This window comes from Spirosoma arcticum, assembly GCF_054779955.1.
Genome location: NZ_BAAGXG010000007.1, coordinates 208,888 through 226,261, shown reverse-complemented (window position 1 = coordinate 226,261; position 17,374 = coordinate 208,888). Strand labels below are relative to the sequence as shown.

The window sequence follows — 17,374 nt, the reverse complement described above, 5'->3', positions numbered from 1 at the left end:
TTGGTCACATTCACCCGGACGTGGCCGTCCAGGTTACCTTAGAACGGATACCCCACCCCAATGTTAAATACCAGATTCTGTTTGCGCCAGTCGCGGCTGCGGAAATTAATCTGGTCGATAACCCAGTTGCTGCCGCCTGTTTTGTACGGTTTGCGCAGGGGTGTTGCCAGATCAAAGCGTACTAAAAAATAGCCCGCCACGTCGATGCGAATGCCGACGCCGGTTCCAATAGCGATTTGCCGGTAAAAATCTCTTGTAAACTGGCCCGCTCTGGGATCGTCCGTAAGTGCGGCTGAAGGGTAATAGGTCCAAGTATTACCCGCATCAACAAACACAGCTCCTTCGATGTACTTATTGAACTTAGTCCGTAGTTCCGTGTTGGCTTCCAGGCGAATGTCCCCCCCACCATCCTGAAATGCTGGTACATCTAAGGTATCACGGGTGAACAGACCGGGTCCGATTGCCCTGGGGCGGAAGGCACGAATGCTGTTGCTCCCGCCAACAAAATACTGCCGGGTTAATGGCAACTGGTACGTTTTAGAGTTGCCGTAAGGAATTCCCAATCCGGTGAACAGACGATTAGCCCATGTTACATTGGACGCCAGACGACGGTAGAAACGAGAATCGGCGTCGAGACGAAGGAACTGAGCGTAAGGAACGCCAAAAATTCCTTTGCGATCATCATCTGGCAGAAGACGGCGGAAGAAGAGACTGGCCAGATTACCCGCAGCTTCAACATTGGTCGTTAAGCGAAAGGTATTGGGTGAACTCGAACGTGGTGACGAATTATAATTAAAGGTGTACAACGTGCTCAGTATTAACTGATCGGAGTCTAAGATACTGTTGTATTGTGTCTTTACAATTCCGGGTGTTATCGTGTCTTCAAGTATTTCATAAAATCGATCACCAACTTTATTACGAGGCACATAAATGTAATTGGCATTGAACGGCTGAAAAACGTGCTCCACTCGCTGGCTTTGCCGCCAGGCGTAGCCGAACGTAGTGTTGAAGGAATTGATTCGGTATAACCCGCCCCGAATGATGGTTTGATAGCCCAACGTGACGTTCGTCTTGGGCAGCGCCTGCCGCTGGTCATACCGAAAACGGTACGGACTGACCAAACGTGGAAAACTAAGGAGCGCATCAATACCATACCGTTTGTTTGTTACGGCCTGAGCATTCCCCCCGCCCTGAAACTCAATACCTATATTCGCGTTTACCGTCAACAATTCGGCCCGCCGAAAATAGTTGCGGTTGCGCCAACTCAGAATGGCCTGCGTACCGTTGAAGTTGTTGGAACGCGATGTGCCGTCTAACTCCAGCCGCACCGATTTGGTGGGGTAGGGCGTCAGGTAATAATGCACGTCGAGCACGGCCGAGTCGCCCTGCTGATCGGGTTCGAACCGGTTGCGGACAAACTTAAACGCCCCCACGTTCACTAACCGGGAGAGCGTTAAATCCTGCTGTCGGCTGTTATATCGTTTGCTTGGTTCGACTGTCACCACGTCGCGGAACAATTTTGGGTTGAACCGCCGGGACGAATCAACAATGTTGAACCGCTCCTCCGACTGATACGCCCGGCGTTGATTGGTGTCGATGCGGGCCGTGGAAAGATTGTAATTTGGGTAGATGAATACGTTGCGAATGGAGTAGGGCACACCGGCCGCTTCGGGCATGTCGGGCTTGATGTAAAAAAGCAGCGTGGTCCGGTGGGTTGCCGTGTCATTATCGGCCAGCACACCCAAGTAGTCGGATGTGAAATAATAAAATCCCCGTTGTTTGAGGGCCTGTGCGATGCGTTCGAGCTCGAGCTTGATATTGTCAATCCGGTACGGATCACCCTTCTTAAAAATGGTCCGCCTTCTCGCCGTTTGCAGTGCCTTCTGAGCCAGGGTAGAGTCTGATACAAACCGCACCGAGTCGACGTAAAAACGCGCCTTAACCTCCGCCTGATAAATGCCCCGTGCTTTATAGCCGTCTTCTTTCAGCGATCCGCTTACCGTTGAGCCAAAGTAGCCTTCGTTCTTCATCGTGGCGTTCATAATCGGGACGTTGGCCGAAATGGCCCGCGCACTGGCAAAGACGGGTTCCCGACCGAATTTTCGGCGAAACCACGACCGGAACCCCTTTGGCTTGCGGGGTTCGCCAAACAGGTAGTACAAGCCAACGCGGATGGGATAACCAAAAAGCTGCGCATTGGGCCGGGGCCGGGCTAAGCCCTCCAGCTGCTCTTTCAAAACGGCCTGATCGTCTTTAAAAACGGTCGAATCGGCGTTAATGACCACGTCGGTCCCCATGTACAGCCGTTCGTTGGCGGGGAGGTGTTTGCTAATGTTGCAGGCGTTGAGCGAAAGTAGAAAGGGCAGAAATAACCAGTATAAGGTCGGCCTGAATTGACGAGCACGAATGCGTTGGTATTTAGGGGTGTAATTATTGCTACTCACACCCCTGAACAATGAAACAGGTGTGCACCGATAAATGAAACCCAGCGCAGGAAGTAAAAAGGATGGAGAAATAGACAGACGTAATTTCATAACATCTTAATTGAGCGAGGGGCTGGGTGCACCGGGCGACGACCGGCGAAACAGTTCGGACAGCCGGTTGTAGTCGACGGTGATGATGAATCCAATACCGGTTTCAATCACGTACCCATCCAGCACGGCCTGGTAGTCGTTGCTCCGGTAAGCCCGTGCCACGTAGCGCCCATCGCGGCTGAGGTTGTAGTTCACCGACAGATTGTCGAACACTTCGTTTGGGTTACGGGTAGCGCTCTGAGCCGTGTTTTCGAGTACAAAATTTCGGCCCACCGACACCGTTATGCGCCCGTCTAAGAAACTTCGCGAGAGGCCAATGTTCAGGTCGGTCCGGGCACCGTTGGTGGTGCCACCGGTGTTGGCACTGCCCGTTTGCGAGAGCAGGTTGAAGTCGACGTCGAATCCTTTCAGAATGCCCGATGCCAGTTGCCCCAACTGCTCCGAGATGAGTTTGCTCACGCTGCTCCGGGCAACGCCCTCGGCCTGCGTATTCAACCCGCCGTTGCCCGATCCCGAAAAGAAATCGGATGTGTTTTCGGGTAGGAATCGGTTCAAAATCAGCAGGGCGAATACCTGCTTGTTGATCTGGGATTGATCCTGCCGCAGGGTTTTTAGCTTGTTCTCGATTGTTGTTGCCAGCGGACTCGACGCGGCTGCACTGCCCTGCTCGGCTCCCTCCAGCCTGATATCGAAGTCCAGCTTGGGCGAGGCTAAGTTGTTGCTCATGCTCAATGCCACATTAAACGGCAGCTTGCGCTTGGCAGCGGCCCCGGACGCATCCAGCGACGTGGATTCGTTGCCGATCAGATCGGCGGGCGGCACCGAGACTTTGTAGATAGCGGTGATGTTCAGATCGGCTTTGAGCGGGTCGCCCGAGAAACTGATGTAGCCGCCTTTTTGAATGGCAAATTGCCGTTTCAGCACCTGATACGTCAGCGAATACTCGCCCTCGGTTACGTCGTAGCGCCCCAGCACACTCACCTGACCGGCCGCGTTGACCCCCACGTTGAGCCGGGCATTGCCCCGTGCCCGCAGATAGTCGCCGTTCAGTTCGTCCACGATAATGGTCAGTTCGGACTTCTCGTCGGCCTCTAAGTCGAGCGAAATGGTAGCATTACCCAACTGATCGAACGATAGGCGGGTGCTCACGCTGTCGCGTTTGGGCCGGTAAATGTATTTGTTCAGCGCCAGGGAATCGTTGTGGTCAATGAACGTGACAATGCCATCAGCTTCGTTCACGTCTAATGATTCGTCGGGCAGCACCACCGATACTTTACTGCCGTCTTCGAGCCGCACCGTTCCGTTCACCGACGGACTGGTGCCCGTCCCTTTGATGCGCAGATCGGCCGTGACCGATGCCTGTCCGTAAGCGTAGTTGTTGTCCTTACGAGCCGCGTTGAGCACCTGAAAGTTGGCGGCCCGGACGCGCAGGTTGTAGGCTGCATCGGGCAGGTTTTTCAGCACCACCGTGCCATCAGTAGTGAGCGTCCGGCCGAGCGTGTCGCGCACGTTGAAGTCGGTCAGCGTGATCGTTTGCCCGGCAAAGCGGAGGTTTTCCTGGTCGATGCGGTAGGTAGCGTTGAGCTGTTTGATGTTGAACGCGACTGAATCGAAGGCCACGTTGCCATTCAACTGAGGATTGTCGGCTGCGCCCTTTACCGTGAATTCACCGGTGAGTTTACCCCGTGCCTGCCGCAGTTCGCCAAAACTGAACGCTTCAATAGTGCGGGCGTCCAGGCGTTTCAGGTTAATGGCTAAATCAATGGCTTTTTTAGCGTCTTCGGGATTATAAAAACCGACGATTGTCGCATCGTTGTACGACCCGCTAAGCATCGTGTTGACGTTGATTCGACCGTCGGTGTTGTTGCTGAACCGGGCCGTGAGGTTGCCAATCGGCTGGCCCGTCACCCGCAGGCTGTCAACGTAAATGGAGCCGATGAAGGCCAATTGACTGTCTTCGGCCAAGTAGTCCCGCACCACCACCGTACCGTTCAGTTCGCCAGCCGCCAGGGTCGTATCCTGACCCGCCAACCGGGCTAAGTTCGCCAATTGAATACCGCGCGTAGTTACCCGAATGGGTGCGTTGCCATACGGCTCGGTGCTGCTCATTTCCAGCAGTTGGTTGTCCTGCTCCAGCCGAATGGTGTTGACCAGCACGCCATCGCGCCCGTATTGCGCAAACCCGCTGGTGTCGGCCGTCCATTGCTGGTAATTCGTTAGCAGTCCATCGCGGGCGAACTGAAACCGGTAGCTGCTGTCAACGATGCTGAGCGTACCGGCCAGGGCGTGCAAATCCTGCCCGATGGAGTCTTTGTTCACGGCCGAAAACTGGAATCGGTTGTTGGCGGCCGTGCCGGTTAGGTTAGTTTCGCGGATGCGCAACCCATCGTACAGCACACCGTCGACACGCCCATTGACAGCAAGCTGGTTGTTGGCGGCCCGCAGTGCCAGCGTTGCGCCCTGAATGGTGGTTGTATCGTAGACGATAACTCCCGTCCGAAGCGTAGCCGACAGGGTGGTATCCTGTAGATTATCTAAATAAGCACTGAGCCGGACTGTATCGAGCCGGGTCAGTGCGGGCACAAACGCCTGAATCAGGGGATTCTGGTAGGCCTTCATGTCGACCGTGAATGCGTACGGTGGCGGTATAGTCTTGTATTTTAAGGCCGGTATGGCCAGATACTTGCTGACCTCACTGGCAACGATGTCGTAGAGCTGCGGGTACTTAAACTGCCCGTTGAGGGCCACCTGCGCACCGGGTAGTTGCGCCACTACATTCTTCGTCATACCGTTCGCCGATAACCGGGCGTACAGCGCGTCGACGGGGTAATCTTTGCCATTCAGCGTTACCACCGCATCGCTCGCCGAAATGGTGCCAACAGGCCGGGCCGGATCAGTCGAGGGCATGTCGAGAATGATTCGTCCTTTTAGCGAAAGAGGATCGCTGTACAGTTTCAGCTTTTGTAGGTTTAATTCCCGCACGACCGCTTCGCCCACGACGCTGGGAAATTCGCCCTTCAGGCCAACTTTCGTATCGAGGGTCAGGCTCGCGTTAGGATCGTTGAGCGCACCAGTTAAGGCGAGGTCACCGTTGGCGAGGTTGCCTTTGCCGGTAAAATTCTGATACCGGTAGCCGCTGATTTCGGCCGACTGCACGTCGAGATCGAAGCGGGTGGTGAGCGTGTTAACGTCAATACCACGCCCATCGACCGTAGCGCGCCCGGTCAGTTTACCAACGGTGCCTTCCTGTTTTAACCACTTGCCTGCGTCGAACTGAGCAAGATTCAGAGTGCCTTTGTACGTTTGATTCTTCCCGGTTACGAAGCCCTCTAATCGACCGTCAAAATCGGCCGTGCCCCATTCCGTCTGGAGTTTGGCGTCAATGTCAAGGTTGTTCAGTTGGCCCCTGAGCCGCCCCGTCAGATCGAACGTGGGCGGCAGGGCAATGGATGACGGAATGGAGCCTTTGGGAGCCAGCTTGTTAATGTCGGCTAAGCGGGTCGTCGCATCCCCAATCGTCAGGTCCAGACCGAGTCTGTCCGGGTCGGTTACGTTCGTCAGTCGGCCGCTCAACCGGACGTGCGTTCCCGAAAGCATATCCAGATCGAAACGCGGCAGATTCAGCGCGGCCAGCGTACCGTTAACCTGCGCATCGGCCCGGAATGTGCCGCCCGCGTTGTCTACAAATGGGGGCGTGTCGGCCAGAAAGGGAGCCAGTTGGAGCACGTCGGCCACCGACAGTCGGCTCTGACGCAGATTCACCCGGACACCAACGCGTTTGGCAAAGCGGGGGTTGCTCAACTGCCCCAGCGAGTCGTAGCGCAGCACCACCTGATCGCGCAGGAGTGACGTAGGCGTTTTAATGTACAGTCCCGTCAGGCGCGTGTTTTTGTCATCGTAGAGTACGTTGCCGTCGAGTTGCTGGAGCACAAACCCGCTGGTCGCCCGAAACCGGCCGTTGCGAAGCTGACCACTCACGCGCTGCCCGCGCTTACCTAAATCCTGATACGTTAGCGCCTGCCCGTCGATACCCAGATTTTGCAGGTCGAGGTGGCCATAATCCAGACCGCGCTTTTGGCGCGGGGCCGTCTCGTCGTCGTAGCGAATTCGGTTATTGACAAAGCGGACATTGGCGAGTTCGGCCAGCCAGCCCCGCCGGTCCGCCGGTGCGGTGGATTCGCCCGAACTCGATGATCCGGATGAAGTTGCCGTCGTATTTACTGGCTTTGTTGCAGCGGCTTTCCTGGTGGGTTTCGTCAGAACAGCGGCAATGTCAGCGTTGGTCAGATTGAGGGACTTAAGGCCAATTTTCTCGCCATTCAGGTAAAAATAGTCTGACTCCATCGTCAGCTTCTCCGCGCTGCCCTGCGTTCGGAAATCCGCCGTTTCGACGCGCACGTCCCACTTGGCCCGGTTGATCTGCCACTTACCCAGGCCAATATCGAGCGAATCATTCGGATCAGAGGCCACCTCGGGCGTGGGTATTCCTTCGTAGAGCCGGGTGTAGGCGTTCAGGCCATTCACCGCCACGTTTGACAGGTGATATTGCGACCTGGACACGTCGGTTTTGTTAAAACTGGCCCGCAGACTATCGACGTACGCATTGATGTCGGCTCCGACTACATCGTCCGTGTATTTTACGCGAACGTCATTCAGGAAAATGGCGGTCAAGTTAATCGCCAGCGGGGCTGCCGTGGTGTCAACCGCTGTCACTGGCTTCGTCGTGTCGCCCGGCGGTATAAAAGCGTCGAGAATATATTGAAAATTAAAGGTGGGTAATCCATCGGCGGTGCGCTCCGGGTTGGCTGTCAGTCGATTGATATTCAGGCGGATATGCTCCAGCTCGATCTGGTTCAGCGCAACGCGGTTGTTGAGCAGCCCCCACATGTCGAGGTCGACGCGCAGTCGCCCACCGTTGAGGAGCGTGTCGCCCTTGGGCGTTTTAAAAAACACGTCGTCCAGTTCAATGTAATCGGGTATGGCGTACCGAACTCGTCCGATGCGAAACGGCGACTGCAGCTTCCCGGCGAGGTAGGAATTGACTTGCTTCGTCACCAACTGCTGACCCCAGGGCGTCGTGGCAACGAGCATCACAAAACCCGCCAGCAATAGAATGAGGGCAAGTAGACCAAGCAGAATACGGACAAGCGCTTTAGACACAGTAGATACGGGGTGTTTCGGCTGGTGGAATAGGGTTTAGCTGGTACAGCGGATTCTCCAGATATAACGTCTGGAAGAGGATTATGTTACTGAAAGCAGCGCCCGTCGGCAATGGAGCGCCTGCGACGATGGTTGGCGGTTACCAGGGCAGGCTGTAACTGCCAGTACGCCGGGTTAAGGATCATCGTGGCAACGACGCCGTTTAAACGGGTATCTGCCTGACGAATGACGTCGTTGTTTCCCGGCGCTGAAGAAACCCCGACTAACCCCACAAGCAGCGCATCGGCAGGCACCTGCGGGGTATCGCCCCCGCCCATTGACCCGCAACGGTCTTCGGGCCGCAAGGCGCTGTAGCACTCAAACGACCGATTACTCAAAAGAACTTACCGGATACTCAGGCAAAAGTCGATCCGGGTCGATCCGTGGCTTACTTGAACCGGTCAAGCTGCGCTGACGCGCCGTGTATGAGTTGTTTGTGAATTCATTGCCTGATATTTTATACAAACTATTCTGTTCTGACCCCAAAACCTATCCAGTTACCCCTATGCGGTTTTCACTCTATGCCCTGCTTTGGGTCGCTCTGTTCGTTGGAAGTTGTTCCACCTGGAACGTTGCTGATAAAGAAATTAAGCCTGGTGGGACGACCCCCACTCCGACGCCTACGCCGGTACCGAATTCAAACGGTGCCGTTACCCTGAATTCAGCGAAGCCAACCGCATTGGGACACACGACGGCTACCATTAGCTTTAAGGTGGAAAAACCTCAGGGCGTTGTTGAATACGGGGCCGTTCTAACAACGAATCCCAGCGATATCAACGCCGTCATTGCCGGTACATCGGCTCCCCTGCGTAAGCCGGTAACAGCGGCCTTTCCGGGCACCGGTACCGTTGATTTCGAGCTGACGGGGCTAAACGAAAACTCGCTTTATTACGCCGTTCCGTACGTTAAAGACGGGGCGGGGAAAACGACGTTCTGCAACGCGGCCGTTGGGTTCAAAACCAAGTACCCGGCTACCAATGCCAACTGGCGCCAATTAGCCAATCTACCTACCCAACGGGCTTATGCTTACAATCCCTTGTTCACCATCGACGGTAAAGTCTACGTAGGTGGGGCCGATCAGGAGTCGCCCCAGGCGGGTTACTATTACTTTAAGCAGTTGTACGAATACGACCCGCAAACCAATATATGGACCAAAAAGAAGGATTTTGGCGGCACAGCCCGGTCGGAGCCGACGGTAGCGGTGCTCAACAACAAAGCCTACATCATGTTTGGGACGGCACTGGGCGGGGGCTACACGCCCGATGCGTGGGAGTATGACCCGGCGGCTGACTCGTGGCGGCAAGTGGCCGTTCCACCGCCCACGGCTGCGGGCGGGCAGGGGCAGTACAACAAACAGGCGGGCGCTATTCCGTTCGTCCATAACAACCGGGTCTGGGCCTTATTTGGTCGGGGCACGTTTAACGATGATCCCAAGCTGGTCAACATCTATAACTCCCTTTACGCCTTTGAACCGGCCACCAATACCTGGACTGTGAGCTTTCCCCTGAACGAACAGAAGTACCCTAATGAGGTCATTTACGCAGCCGCCCGTTCCGCAGCGTTCTCGTTCCAGTATGAGAAATGGGTGTTTTTTGGGGGTGGCTTAGCCGCCAGTTCTTACAATGCAACGGGTGCCAGCCTGCCCTACGCCCGGTATTTCGTCAGCCGCCAGATCTGGGGATACAATGTCGAGACGAAAGAAACAAAGAAAATTGCCCTCCTGCCCACGTCATTCAGCGACTGCTCCGACCCCAATGCGACGGGTGGGCGAATGGCGGGTTTTGCCTTCGTCGTCGGGTCGAAAGCGTACATCACCGATTGCAACGATGGCAATGTTTTTATCATGAACCTAACCTCCGGCGATTTTACGCCACAGGCAACCACGCTGAAAACCGGCATTGGCTCGTCGCGCCGGGGAACGACCGGTATTGGCATCGGGGTGGGCAACAAAGCGTATTACGGACTCCGCAATGCCGACTGGTGGGAGTTCACCCCTTAACCCTATTTACATCAACTCTATAGCCGTCAATCAAGTAGCCATGCGAAACTATTCCTCCCTCTTTCTGGCGCTCCTAAGTGTGCTGGTGGGCCATGCGGGTTGGGCGCAAACGACAGCCGCCAACGTACGGCTGCGCACCGACCCGACCGTGCGAAAAGTAATCATCGAGTACGAACTGCCACAGACCCTGCCCGGTGACTCCATTTATATTGAGCTCGAAACAGCCTCAGGGCGGATTCTGCGCCCCCTCAGCGTTCGGGGTGATGTGGGGAAAGCCATTAAAGCCGGACCTAAAAAATTAGTGGCCTGGGATGTCGTCCGTGACAATGTCCGGCTCGATGAAGACGTGACGGTGCTGCTGCGGGTGGCGCGGATGGTTACGGTTGCCAGTCCGGCTGCGGTAGCGGCTGTGCCCCCCGGCAGTAGACCAACCGTGACCGCTGTTGAGCGCAAATCGGCCGATGCGGTTGTGGCGGTGAAGTCGCCGGAGACGGTGGTTCGCAAAAAATCGCCCCTGCCCATCATCGGCTGGGTTGCCGCGGCTGGCCTGACGGGCTACGCCACGGTGCTGGCGCTGGGACTTAACAAAGATGTCGATGCCTATAACAGCAAGCCGTATGCCGACGACGAGGCCGATCTACAGCACTACAAGGACCAAAAAAATAGCATCGACTCCCGCAAGGGCACATTCACCATCGTGGCCGGAGCCGCTGCGGCCGTTGTCATTGCCAATGTGATCTTCACCGTTACCCGCAAAAAGACCCCCGCCCGCACGTCGCTGCTAATTCAGCCGGGTAATCAACTGACCAGCATTGGCCTCAGCCGACGCTTCTAATCCACTTCTGACTTCTATGAAACCGATCCTGTTTTTTATGGGCAGCTATCTGTTCGCCTTTCCGATGTTGGCGCAGCCTAAACCGGCCGTTTCTACCGTCGTTGCTACGTTCAAAAGCGCCCCAACCCGACTCAACACAACCGGTTTTGTAGAGGCTCCAACTCCGCCCGTTGTGGCGTCGCGCATTGAGTGGGCCGACGGATTAGAAACTAACATGACTGTTGGGACGCCCGCCTTCACGGTCAAAGCCTGCGTTACGGCGGCCAAACCCGTGAGCCGATACGTATTATCACTGAACGGAAAAATGGTGCCGACGGCCCGCGACCTGAAAGTAGAACGGGACCAGGACTGCCCCAAACCGTTCAGCCAAACCGTTCAGCTCACCGAAGGCGAAAACCAACTGCGGTTGGTGGCTTACCTGACCGGCGGGGGTGAGGTGGCGGCTCCGCTGGTGGTTAGTTACAAAAAACCAGTTGTGGCGGTTTTGCCCACCGAAAAACGGCTGGCTCTCGTAATCGGTAACTCGGCCTACCCCAGCACCAGCCGCTTGGATAACCCCGTTAACGATGCCAAAGATATGGCCGCCACCCTCACCGACCTGGGCTTCGAGGTCATGCTCTTCACCGATCTGGATAAAAAGAAGCTTCGCAAAGCCATTGAGGATTTTGGCTTTCGGCTTAAAGGCTACCAGATTGGTCTGTTCTTCTACGCCGGACACGGCATTGCCATTGGCGGGCAGAACTACCTCGTTCCCATCGACGCCAGCCCCCAGACGGCGGGCGACATTGAGTTCGACTGCGAACCGGCCGACCGCATCGTGAGCAAGATGGAAGATGCCCGCACCACCAATATCATCGTGCTCGATGCCTGCCGTAACAATCCGTTTGAGCGGAGCATGAGCCGGGGTGGGGGCGACGGCGGACTTACTCAGATGAACGCGCCCACCGGCACCATCATCGCCTACGCCACGGCACCGGGCAAAACGGCCGCCGACGGCACGGGCCGCAACGGGCTGTATACGGCGGCCCTACTCAAGACGCTGAAGGTGCCTAACATGCCCATTGAGCGGGCCTTCAAGCAGGTACGCACCGAAGTGATGCGGCAAAGCAACGGTCGTCAGCAACCCTGGGAGTCCAGCTCGCTGGTCGATGAAATCTATTTTCTGAAGAAATAACCTCGCCCGTGAATGCTCGTGGTGGTCAATGAGCAGAGCCGAATAGAAGGCCTGCCACTAAAAGAACTGTACAGATGAAACTTGCCTGCTTGTTTTTACTGACATTTTGTGGCTCTACGCTGCTAAGCTGTTCGAAGTGGAGCGTTAAGCCGAAACAAATAGAACCGGACCGAACGCCAATTATTCATACACAGGGGCAGCTAATCGTTCGGGGAACGTTCTACTGCGATCTCGATCAGGGAAAGGAGACAAGCTTGGCGGGAAGCGATTTTCATTGGGAACAGGCAACCGCTATTGAACGGTACGTATCACCGGCCAACGGAGCTGTGTTTAATGTTACCAACCGGACGAATCTGTCTGATATGACCTATCGTGCGCTGGTCGGTCTGCCCTACGCCAACGATAAAATAAATGCCAGCAACACGAGAGCCAACCGCATTCCCCCAGGAACCATTGTCGCCTACAAGACGAGTGAAGGGCGGTATGGGGCCTTTCAGGTGGTCACTTATGACTATAATATCAGCCTTCGCTGGCTAACCTATAATAAGCAGTAACGCCAGTTGGTCAAGTAGTTAACGGGATAAATTCAATACCTACCATGTTGACATTAGCGTACACCGAAGAACTCCGCCGGGCGGTCAGCATTGCCCAGGCCATTGCGCGGGAGCACCAGCACTTGACGTTTTCGCCGGGGCATTTGCTCACCGGTCTGCTCCACAACGATGTAGGGCTGGCCTCGCAACTGACCGTTTGGAACGTCGACGTGCCATACCTGCGCGACTGGGCCGACATCCGCGTGGAAAGTTACCCCAAGTCGGCCCGCCCGACCGAGGAGCCCACGGCCGACAAGCAGGTGCGGGCGCTCATGGAAGTGGCGGACGTGGTGCGGATGAAACTCGGCGAATCGGAACTGACGCCGGTGGCCGTGCTGACGGCCATGTGCAAACCCGACGTCGCCTTCAACCGCGATCAGCTCAAATCATTCCCGCTCACCGAAGGGCAACTGCTCGAAAAAGCCCTGATGAACGCGGGACTTCAGCAGGCCATCAGCGGACAGTCGGGGGGCGGTAGCAGCGTGGGTAACGGTCGGGCGGGCCAGAACGGTACTGGTTCAGCAACTTCGGGCGAGACCGCGTCGGGTGGCAAAACGCTTTATAAGTTCTGCGTCGACCGCACGGCATCCGCCCGCGATGGCAAGCTGGATCCCATTGTGGGCCGCGACCGCGAAACCCGCCAGATGATCGAAATTCTGGGTCGGCGGCTGAAACCGAACGTCATCATCACCGGTGAGCCGGGCGTTGGCAAAACAGCCCTGGTCGAAGGGCTGGCGCAGCAGATTGTAGCTGGAAACGTGCCGCCCCACCTCAAAAATGCCCAGTTGTTTCAGTTGGACATGGGCGGGCTGATTGCGGGCGCGTCGTACAAAGGTGAAATCGAAGACCGGATGAAGGGGATTCTGGCCGACCTCAAACAGGTGGACCGGGCGCTGCTGTTCATCGACGAAATTCACGTGCTGATGGACCCACAAGGCGGAGCCGCTGGCTTGGTGAACCTACTCAAACCCGAACTGGCTCGTGGCGAACTGACGGTAATTGGCGCAACGACCAACGACGAATACCGCAAGTACTTAGAAAAGGACGAAGCCTTTGCGCGTCGGTTTGAGGTACTAAGCGTCGACGAACCCGACGAGCAGACCGCTACCCGGATGGTACGGACGCTGCTGCCGCTGTTTGAGAAGCACCATCAGATTGGCGTGTCCGATACCACAGTGGCCGAAACCGTCCGGCTGGCGAAGCGCTACCTCAAAGACCGCCGACTGCCCGACGCTGCCATCGACCTGATCGACCGTACCATGGCAGCCATGAAAATGGCTGCCGAAACCACTCAGCCTGAAATCGAACGGCTGCGGACTGAACTGAGAACCATTCAGGAGAAGTCAGCCGCTGGCGACCCCCTGACGTATATGCCTGACGTTCGCTGGTTTGAGCGGCAAATGAAGAACTGCCTGAGTCCAGTCCTGTTGGGTCAGTTAGAGACCGATTTAGAAACGGATTCGTTTGAACTACCCGACGCCTTAGCCGATCATTTAGCCGGGGTGCTCACCAAACTCGAAGTGCTTGGCCAGCAGGTTCGCGACAAGGTCGAACCGGCCGAAGTAGCGGCCGTGGTCGCTAACCGGACGGGTATTCCGCTCGGTAAGATCCAGTCCAAAGAGCGCGACAAACTGCTGGCGTTGGACGAGCACCTCAAGCAGCGCGTGGTAGGGCAGGACCACGCCGTGAAGATTATTGCCGATGCTATTCTGGAAAACCGCTCGGGCCTAAGTCGCCCTGGTCAGCCCATCGGTTCGTTTTTCTTCTCCGGTCCCACCGGCACGGGCAAAACCGAATTAGCCAAGTCGATGGCCGATTTTCTGTTCAACGATGAGCGTGCCTTAATCCGCTTCGACATGTCGGAGTTCAAAGAAGAACACTCGGCCGCGCTGCTCTACGGCGCACCTCCAGGCTACGTCGGCTACGAAGAAGGCGGTTTGCTGGTCACCAAAATCCGGCAGCAGCCGTTTGCGGTGGTGCTGTTCGATGAGATCGAAAAAGCGCACCCGTCCGTGTTCGACATTTTCCTGCAAATCTTAGACGAGGGCCTGCTCCACGACCGGCTCGGTCGCGAGGGTGATTTCTCCAATTCGATTATTCTGTTCACGTCTAACATCGGCTCCGATTACGTGGTGGAGAAAGCCGCGAAGGGCGAAATAGCCGCGTCGAACGAGTTGTTGGAGATCATGGGGCGTTTCTTCCGGCCCGAATTTTTGGGGCGGCTCACCGAAATCGTGCCGTTTCAGCCCATCTCTGAAAGTGCCATCGTCCAAATTTTCAACATTCAACTGGCCTCTCTGCTCAAAACGCTCGACAAACAGGGCATCACCGTCACCATTGACGACGCGACCCGGCGGCAGCTTGCGCTGGAAGGTTACACGCCCAAATACGGTGCCCGCCCGCTGCGGGGCGTGATCCGAAACCGCCTGCGTCGCCCGCTGTCGCGCCTTATTGTGTCGGGCGAAATTGGCAAAGGCAGCCTGTTAAAGCTGAGCACGAACGAAGCCGGTGAACTGACGTTTGAGCCGGTTCAACTGACCGTTTAATCAGTCGATGGTTGCCGAAACAGGTTGAATCTCGACAAAGAAATAATCCAAACAGACCAACTGGAAAACCAACTCATTTAAACACTATAGGAATGGCCGTTAATCAAGTAATTATATCGTGGGCAGCCAGACAAATGGGGCAGCGGATTGGCGATGGTCAATGCTGGACATTAGCCGAAACGGCCCTTGAGTATGCCAACGCCAAGACGTCGAATGATATCATGGGCGCTAAAGGTGTCAATTCAAAAGCTGATTATATATGGGGCCGAGAAGTAGGACTGGCCCAACTTCAGCCCGGCGATATTATTCAGTTTCACATGTACAAGTTTACCCGGCACACCGAAGACTACGATGAATCGGGAGAGCGGGGAGGTTCGGCCGAACCAAGACATACCGCTATCGTATCCTCCGTGGGGGAGAAGGGACAGGTAACCGTTTACGAACAGAATATTGAAGGTGGACCCGTTGAGGAAAATACCCTCTACTTCAGCAAACACGCCCCCGGTGTTACTATCACCGGAAAGTGGAAGTTTTATCGGCCCATTCCCAAACCATAAAGCTGTACCACGTCGGCTGCTGACGCATAATCTACTCAGTACACCCAATAAATCACTCTTAACTCATGGCAGTCAATAAACCCCAGATCGGGGGCGTCATTATCCCCGAAGAAACCAGCGAGGCCGTCAAGTTCCTCCAGGAAAACAAAACGGCAATGGTCGGCAAATTCACCGCCGACTCAATGAGTCAGGCCCCCGTGGAAGGGGTGCAGAAATTGCAGGAAGCCTTTGATACGTTCCAGCCGCAGGTGGATGTTACGCACGAAACCGAAGACGGTGAGGAGGTGGCCGAAACGCTGTTTTTTCAGAACCTGACGGCCTTCAGCAAGCAGGGCATCATTGACCAGAGCGCGTTTTTGCAGGCCCTTCAATCGCAGGAAGACAACTACCAGAGCCTGATTAAGCGGCTGATGTCGAACAAAGCGTTCCAGAAACTGCTGGCCGACCCGCAGGCCAAGCAAGCCTTTATCGACGCGCTTAACGTAATGGCCACCGAACTCGACGACGCCGACGCTAACTAACCCCGATTTTCCCACTCACCCAACCCAAACGCAGCATACCGATGGCACAGGAAGAACAGAATCTGGCGGGCGCACCCCTCGTCAGGGAGCGCGTGGTGGAGCAACGCCCCACCCGGACACTGGCCGAGAGCGTCCAGCAACTGACCAAATACGGCGGCTTTGACTTTATCAAAACCGTGGTCGACGGCACCGAAAACATGGACCCGTCCAAGAAAGCCCGCAAGAGCATTTTTCTGACAGAAGAAGACAACAAAGCGGATCGAAAAAAACTCAAAAAGCGGTTGCAGGATTTCGCTCAGCTATTGGCCGCCCACGACAACGTAGCCGACATGATTGCCGAGGCCGAACAGAAAGCCGCTTCGGCCAGCCAGACGCTCAGGAAGAACTTAGCCAGTGCGCTGACGCAAACCGAAGAACTCGAAGCGTCGTATCGCTCGCTGTCGCTGTTTTTTGAGAATACCGAAGCCGAAAAGGTCAAGAACTTAGTGCTCTTCGACGCGGGCAGCGACATGACCACCGACGCCGACGGGTTTAGCAACCCAACGGGTATCTACGAGCAAATTGCCAAAGAACTCCGCGACGGCTACGACAAAATGGACCTCTCGCAGAACTACTCACTGCTGGTGCTGCCGGGCTGGCTCAAGAAAAACACCATCGTGGACAAGTGGGCCATGCTGGCGCACCAGAACAAGGTGATGTTGCTGACCGACTACCGCCACCTCGACGACCCCGACAGCGTGGAGGCCACCTTCGAGCGCGACAAACTCGCGGGAGCCGACCCCCACAAAGCCAACGTGATGATGCCCTGCAACTGGATCGTGGGCCGCGAAGCCTATACCGAACTGGGGCAGGAAGAGCACCTCTACGTGTCGCCCGCTATGGCGCTGGCCGGGATGCTGTGGGGCGGTCACATTGCCCAGCCGTCGGCAGGGGTGCAGCACGGCAAGCTGAAAATGGCCAGTGGCGTGCGGTTCAGTATGCGCAAGGGCGAGATTGCCCAACTCGAAGACAAAGGCCTTATTCCGATGGTCTACGAGTACGGCCGCGTGATTCCATTCTCGGCTAAAACGCTCTTCAACGGCGATAACGTGGGTTTACAAACGTACAGCGTCGTGCGGGTTTTCGACTGGATCGGCAAGGTGTTCCAGGATTTCCTGAACCGCCGGACGTTCGAGAACATCGACAACAAAATGATCGAGGAAATCAAAGGGCAGGTGGCCGGTTTCCTGAGCCAGATTCGCGGGCCGGGCAAGATCATTGAGGATTTCAGCAACCTCGACATCCGGCGCCACCCCGACAAGCCGACGCACGTGATTGTGAACGTGAAGCTCAAGCCGTTCTTCCCGGCCAAAGTGTTCGAGATCAACCTGACGGGCACCAAAGGCCAGTGGGACTCGGACCTCAAACAATAATCCA

The 17,374-nt window shown here is 56.0% G+C and carries 11 protein-coding genes; 8 read left to right on the top strand and 3 right to left on the bottom strand.

Annotated elements, in window-relative coordinates:
* Positions 1-38: 38 nt before the first annotated feature.
* From tamL to ACYVHB_RS17690, 3 genes are all read right to left on the bottom strand, one after another.
* A complete protein-coding gene (tamL, locus tag ACYVHB_RS17700) occupies positions 39-2,444 on the bottom strand; it encodes a translocation and assembly module lipoprotein TamL (protein WP_461053102.1) in 2,406 nt (801 codons plus the stop codon).
* Between the two features lie 96 nt (positions 2,445-2,540).
* Positions 2,541-7,694, bottom strand: coding sequence for a translocation/assembly module TamB domain-containing protein (locus ACYVHB_RS17695; protein WP_461053101.1), 5,154 nt, complete (start codon positions 7,692-7,694; stop codon positions 2,541-2,543).
* Positions 7,695-7,780: 86 nt separating this feature from the next.
* On the bottom strand, positions 7,781-8,071 hold the full coding sequence (locus tag ACYVHB_RS17690; RefSeq protein WP_461053100.1) for a hypothetical protein: 291 nt from the start codon (positions 8,069-8,071) through the stop codon (positions 7,781-7,783).
* 167 nt (positions 8,072-8,238) lie between these two features.
* Between ACYVHB_RS17690 and ACYVHB_RS17685 the strand changes: the two genes are divergently transcribed.
* The 8 genes from ACYVHB_RS17685 (at position 8,239) to ACYVHB_RS17650 (ending at position 17,370) form a co-directional block, all read left to right on the top strand.
* Positions 8,239-9,732, top strand: a complete 1,494-nt coding sequence (locus ACYVHB_RS17685) for a Kelch repeat-containing protein (RefSeq protein ID WP_461053099.1) — start codon at positions 8,239-8,241, stop codon at positions 9,730-9,732.
* A gap of 40 nt (positions 9,733-9,772) precedes the next feature.
* On the top strand, positions 9,773-10,567 hold the full coding sequence (locus tag ACYVHB_RS17680) for a hypothetical protein (protein ID WP_461053098.1): 795 nt from the start codon (positions 9,773-9,775) through the stop codon (positions 10,565-10,567).
* A 16-nt stretch (positions 10,568-10,583) separates the two neighbouring features.
* A complete protein-coding gene (locus ACYVHB_RS17675) occupies positions 10,584-11,741 on the top strand; it encodes a caspase family protein (RefSeq protein WP_461053097.1) in 1,158 nt (385 codons plus the stop codon).
* A gap of 74 nt (positions 11,742-11,815) precedes the next feature.
* The gene (locus ACYVHB_RS17670; protein WP_461053096.1) at positions 11,816-12,295 is read left to right on the top strand and encodes a hypothetical protein; all 480 of its coding nucleotides are present in this window, start codon (positions 11,816-11,818) and stop codon (positions 12,293-12,295) included.
* 44 nt (positions 12,296-12,339) lie between these two features.
* Complete coding sequence (locus tag ACYVHB_RS17665; protein ID WP_461053095.1) at positions 12,340-14,880, top strand: ATP-dependent Clp protease ATP-binding subunit; 2,541 nt, start codon at positions 12,340-12,342, stop codon at positions 14,878-14,880.
* An 11-nt stretch (positions 14,881-14,891) separates the two neighbouring features.
* On the top strand, positions 14,892-15,437 hold the full coding sequence (locus tag ACYVHB_RS17660; RefSeq protein ID WP_461053094.1) for a CHAP domain-containing protein: 546 nt from the start codon (positions 14,892-14,894) through the stop codon (positions 15,435-15,437).
* Positions 15,438-15,502: 65 nt separating this feature from the next.
* Positions 15,503-15,958 carry a hypothetical protein gene (locus ACYVHB_RS17655; RefSeq protein ID WP_461053093.1) on the top strand — a complete coding sequence of 152 codons (456 nt, stop codon included), beginning with the start codon at positions 15,503-15,505 and terminating at the stop codon, positions 15,956-15,958.
* Between the two features lie 41 nt (positions 15,959-15,999).
* Positions 16,000-17,370 carry a type VI secretion system contractile sheath protein TssC gene (locus ACYVHB_RS17650; protein WP_461053092.1) on the top strand — a complete coding sequence of 457 codons (1,371 nt, stop codon included), beginning with the start codon at positions 16,000-16,002 and terminating at the stop codon, positions 17,368-17,370.
* Positions 17,371-17,374 lie beyond the last annotated feature (4 nt).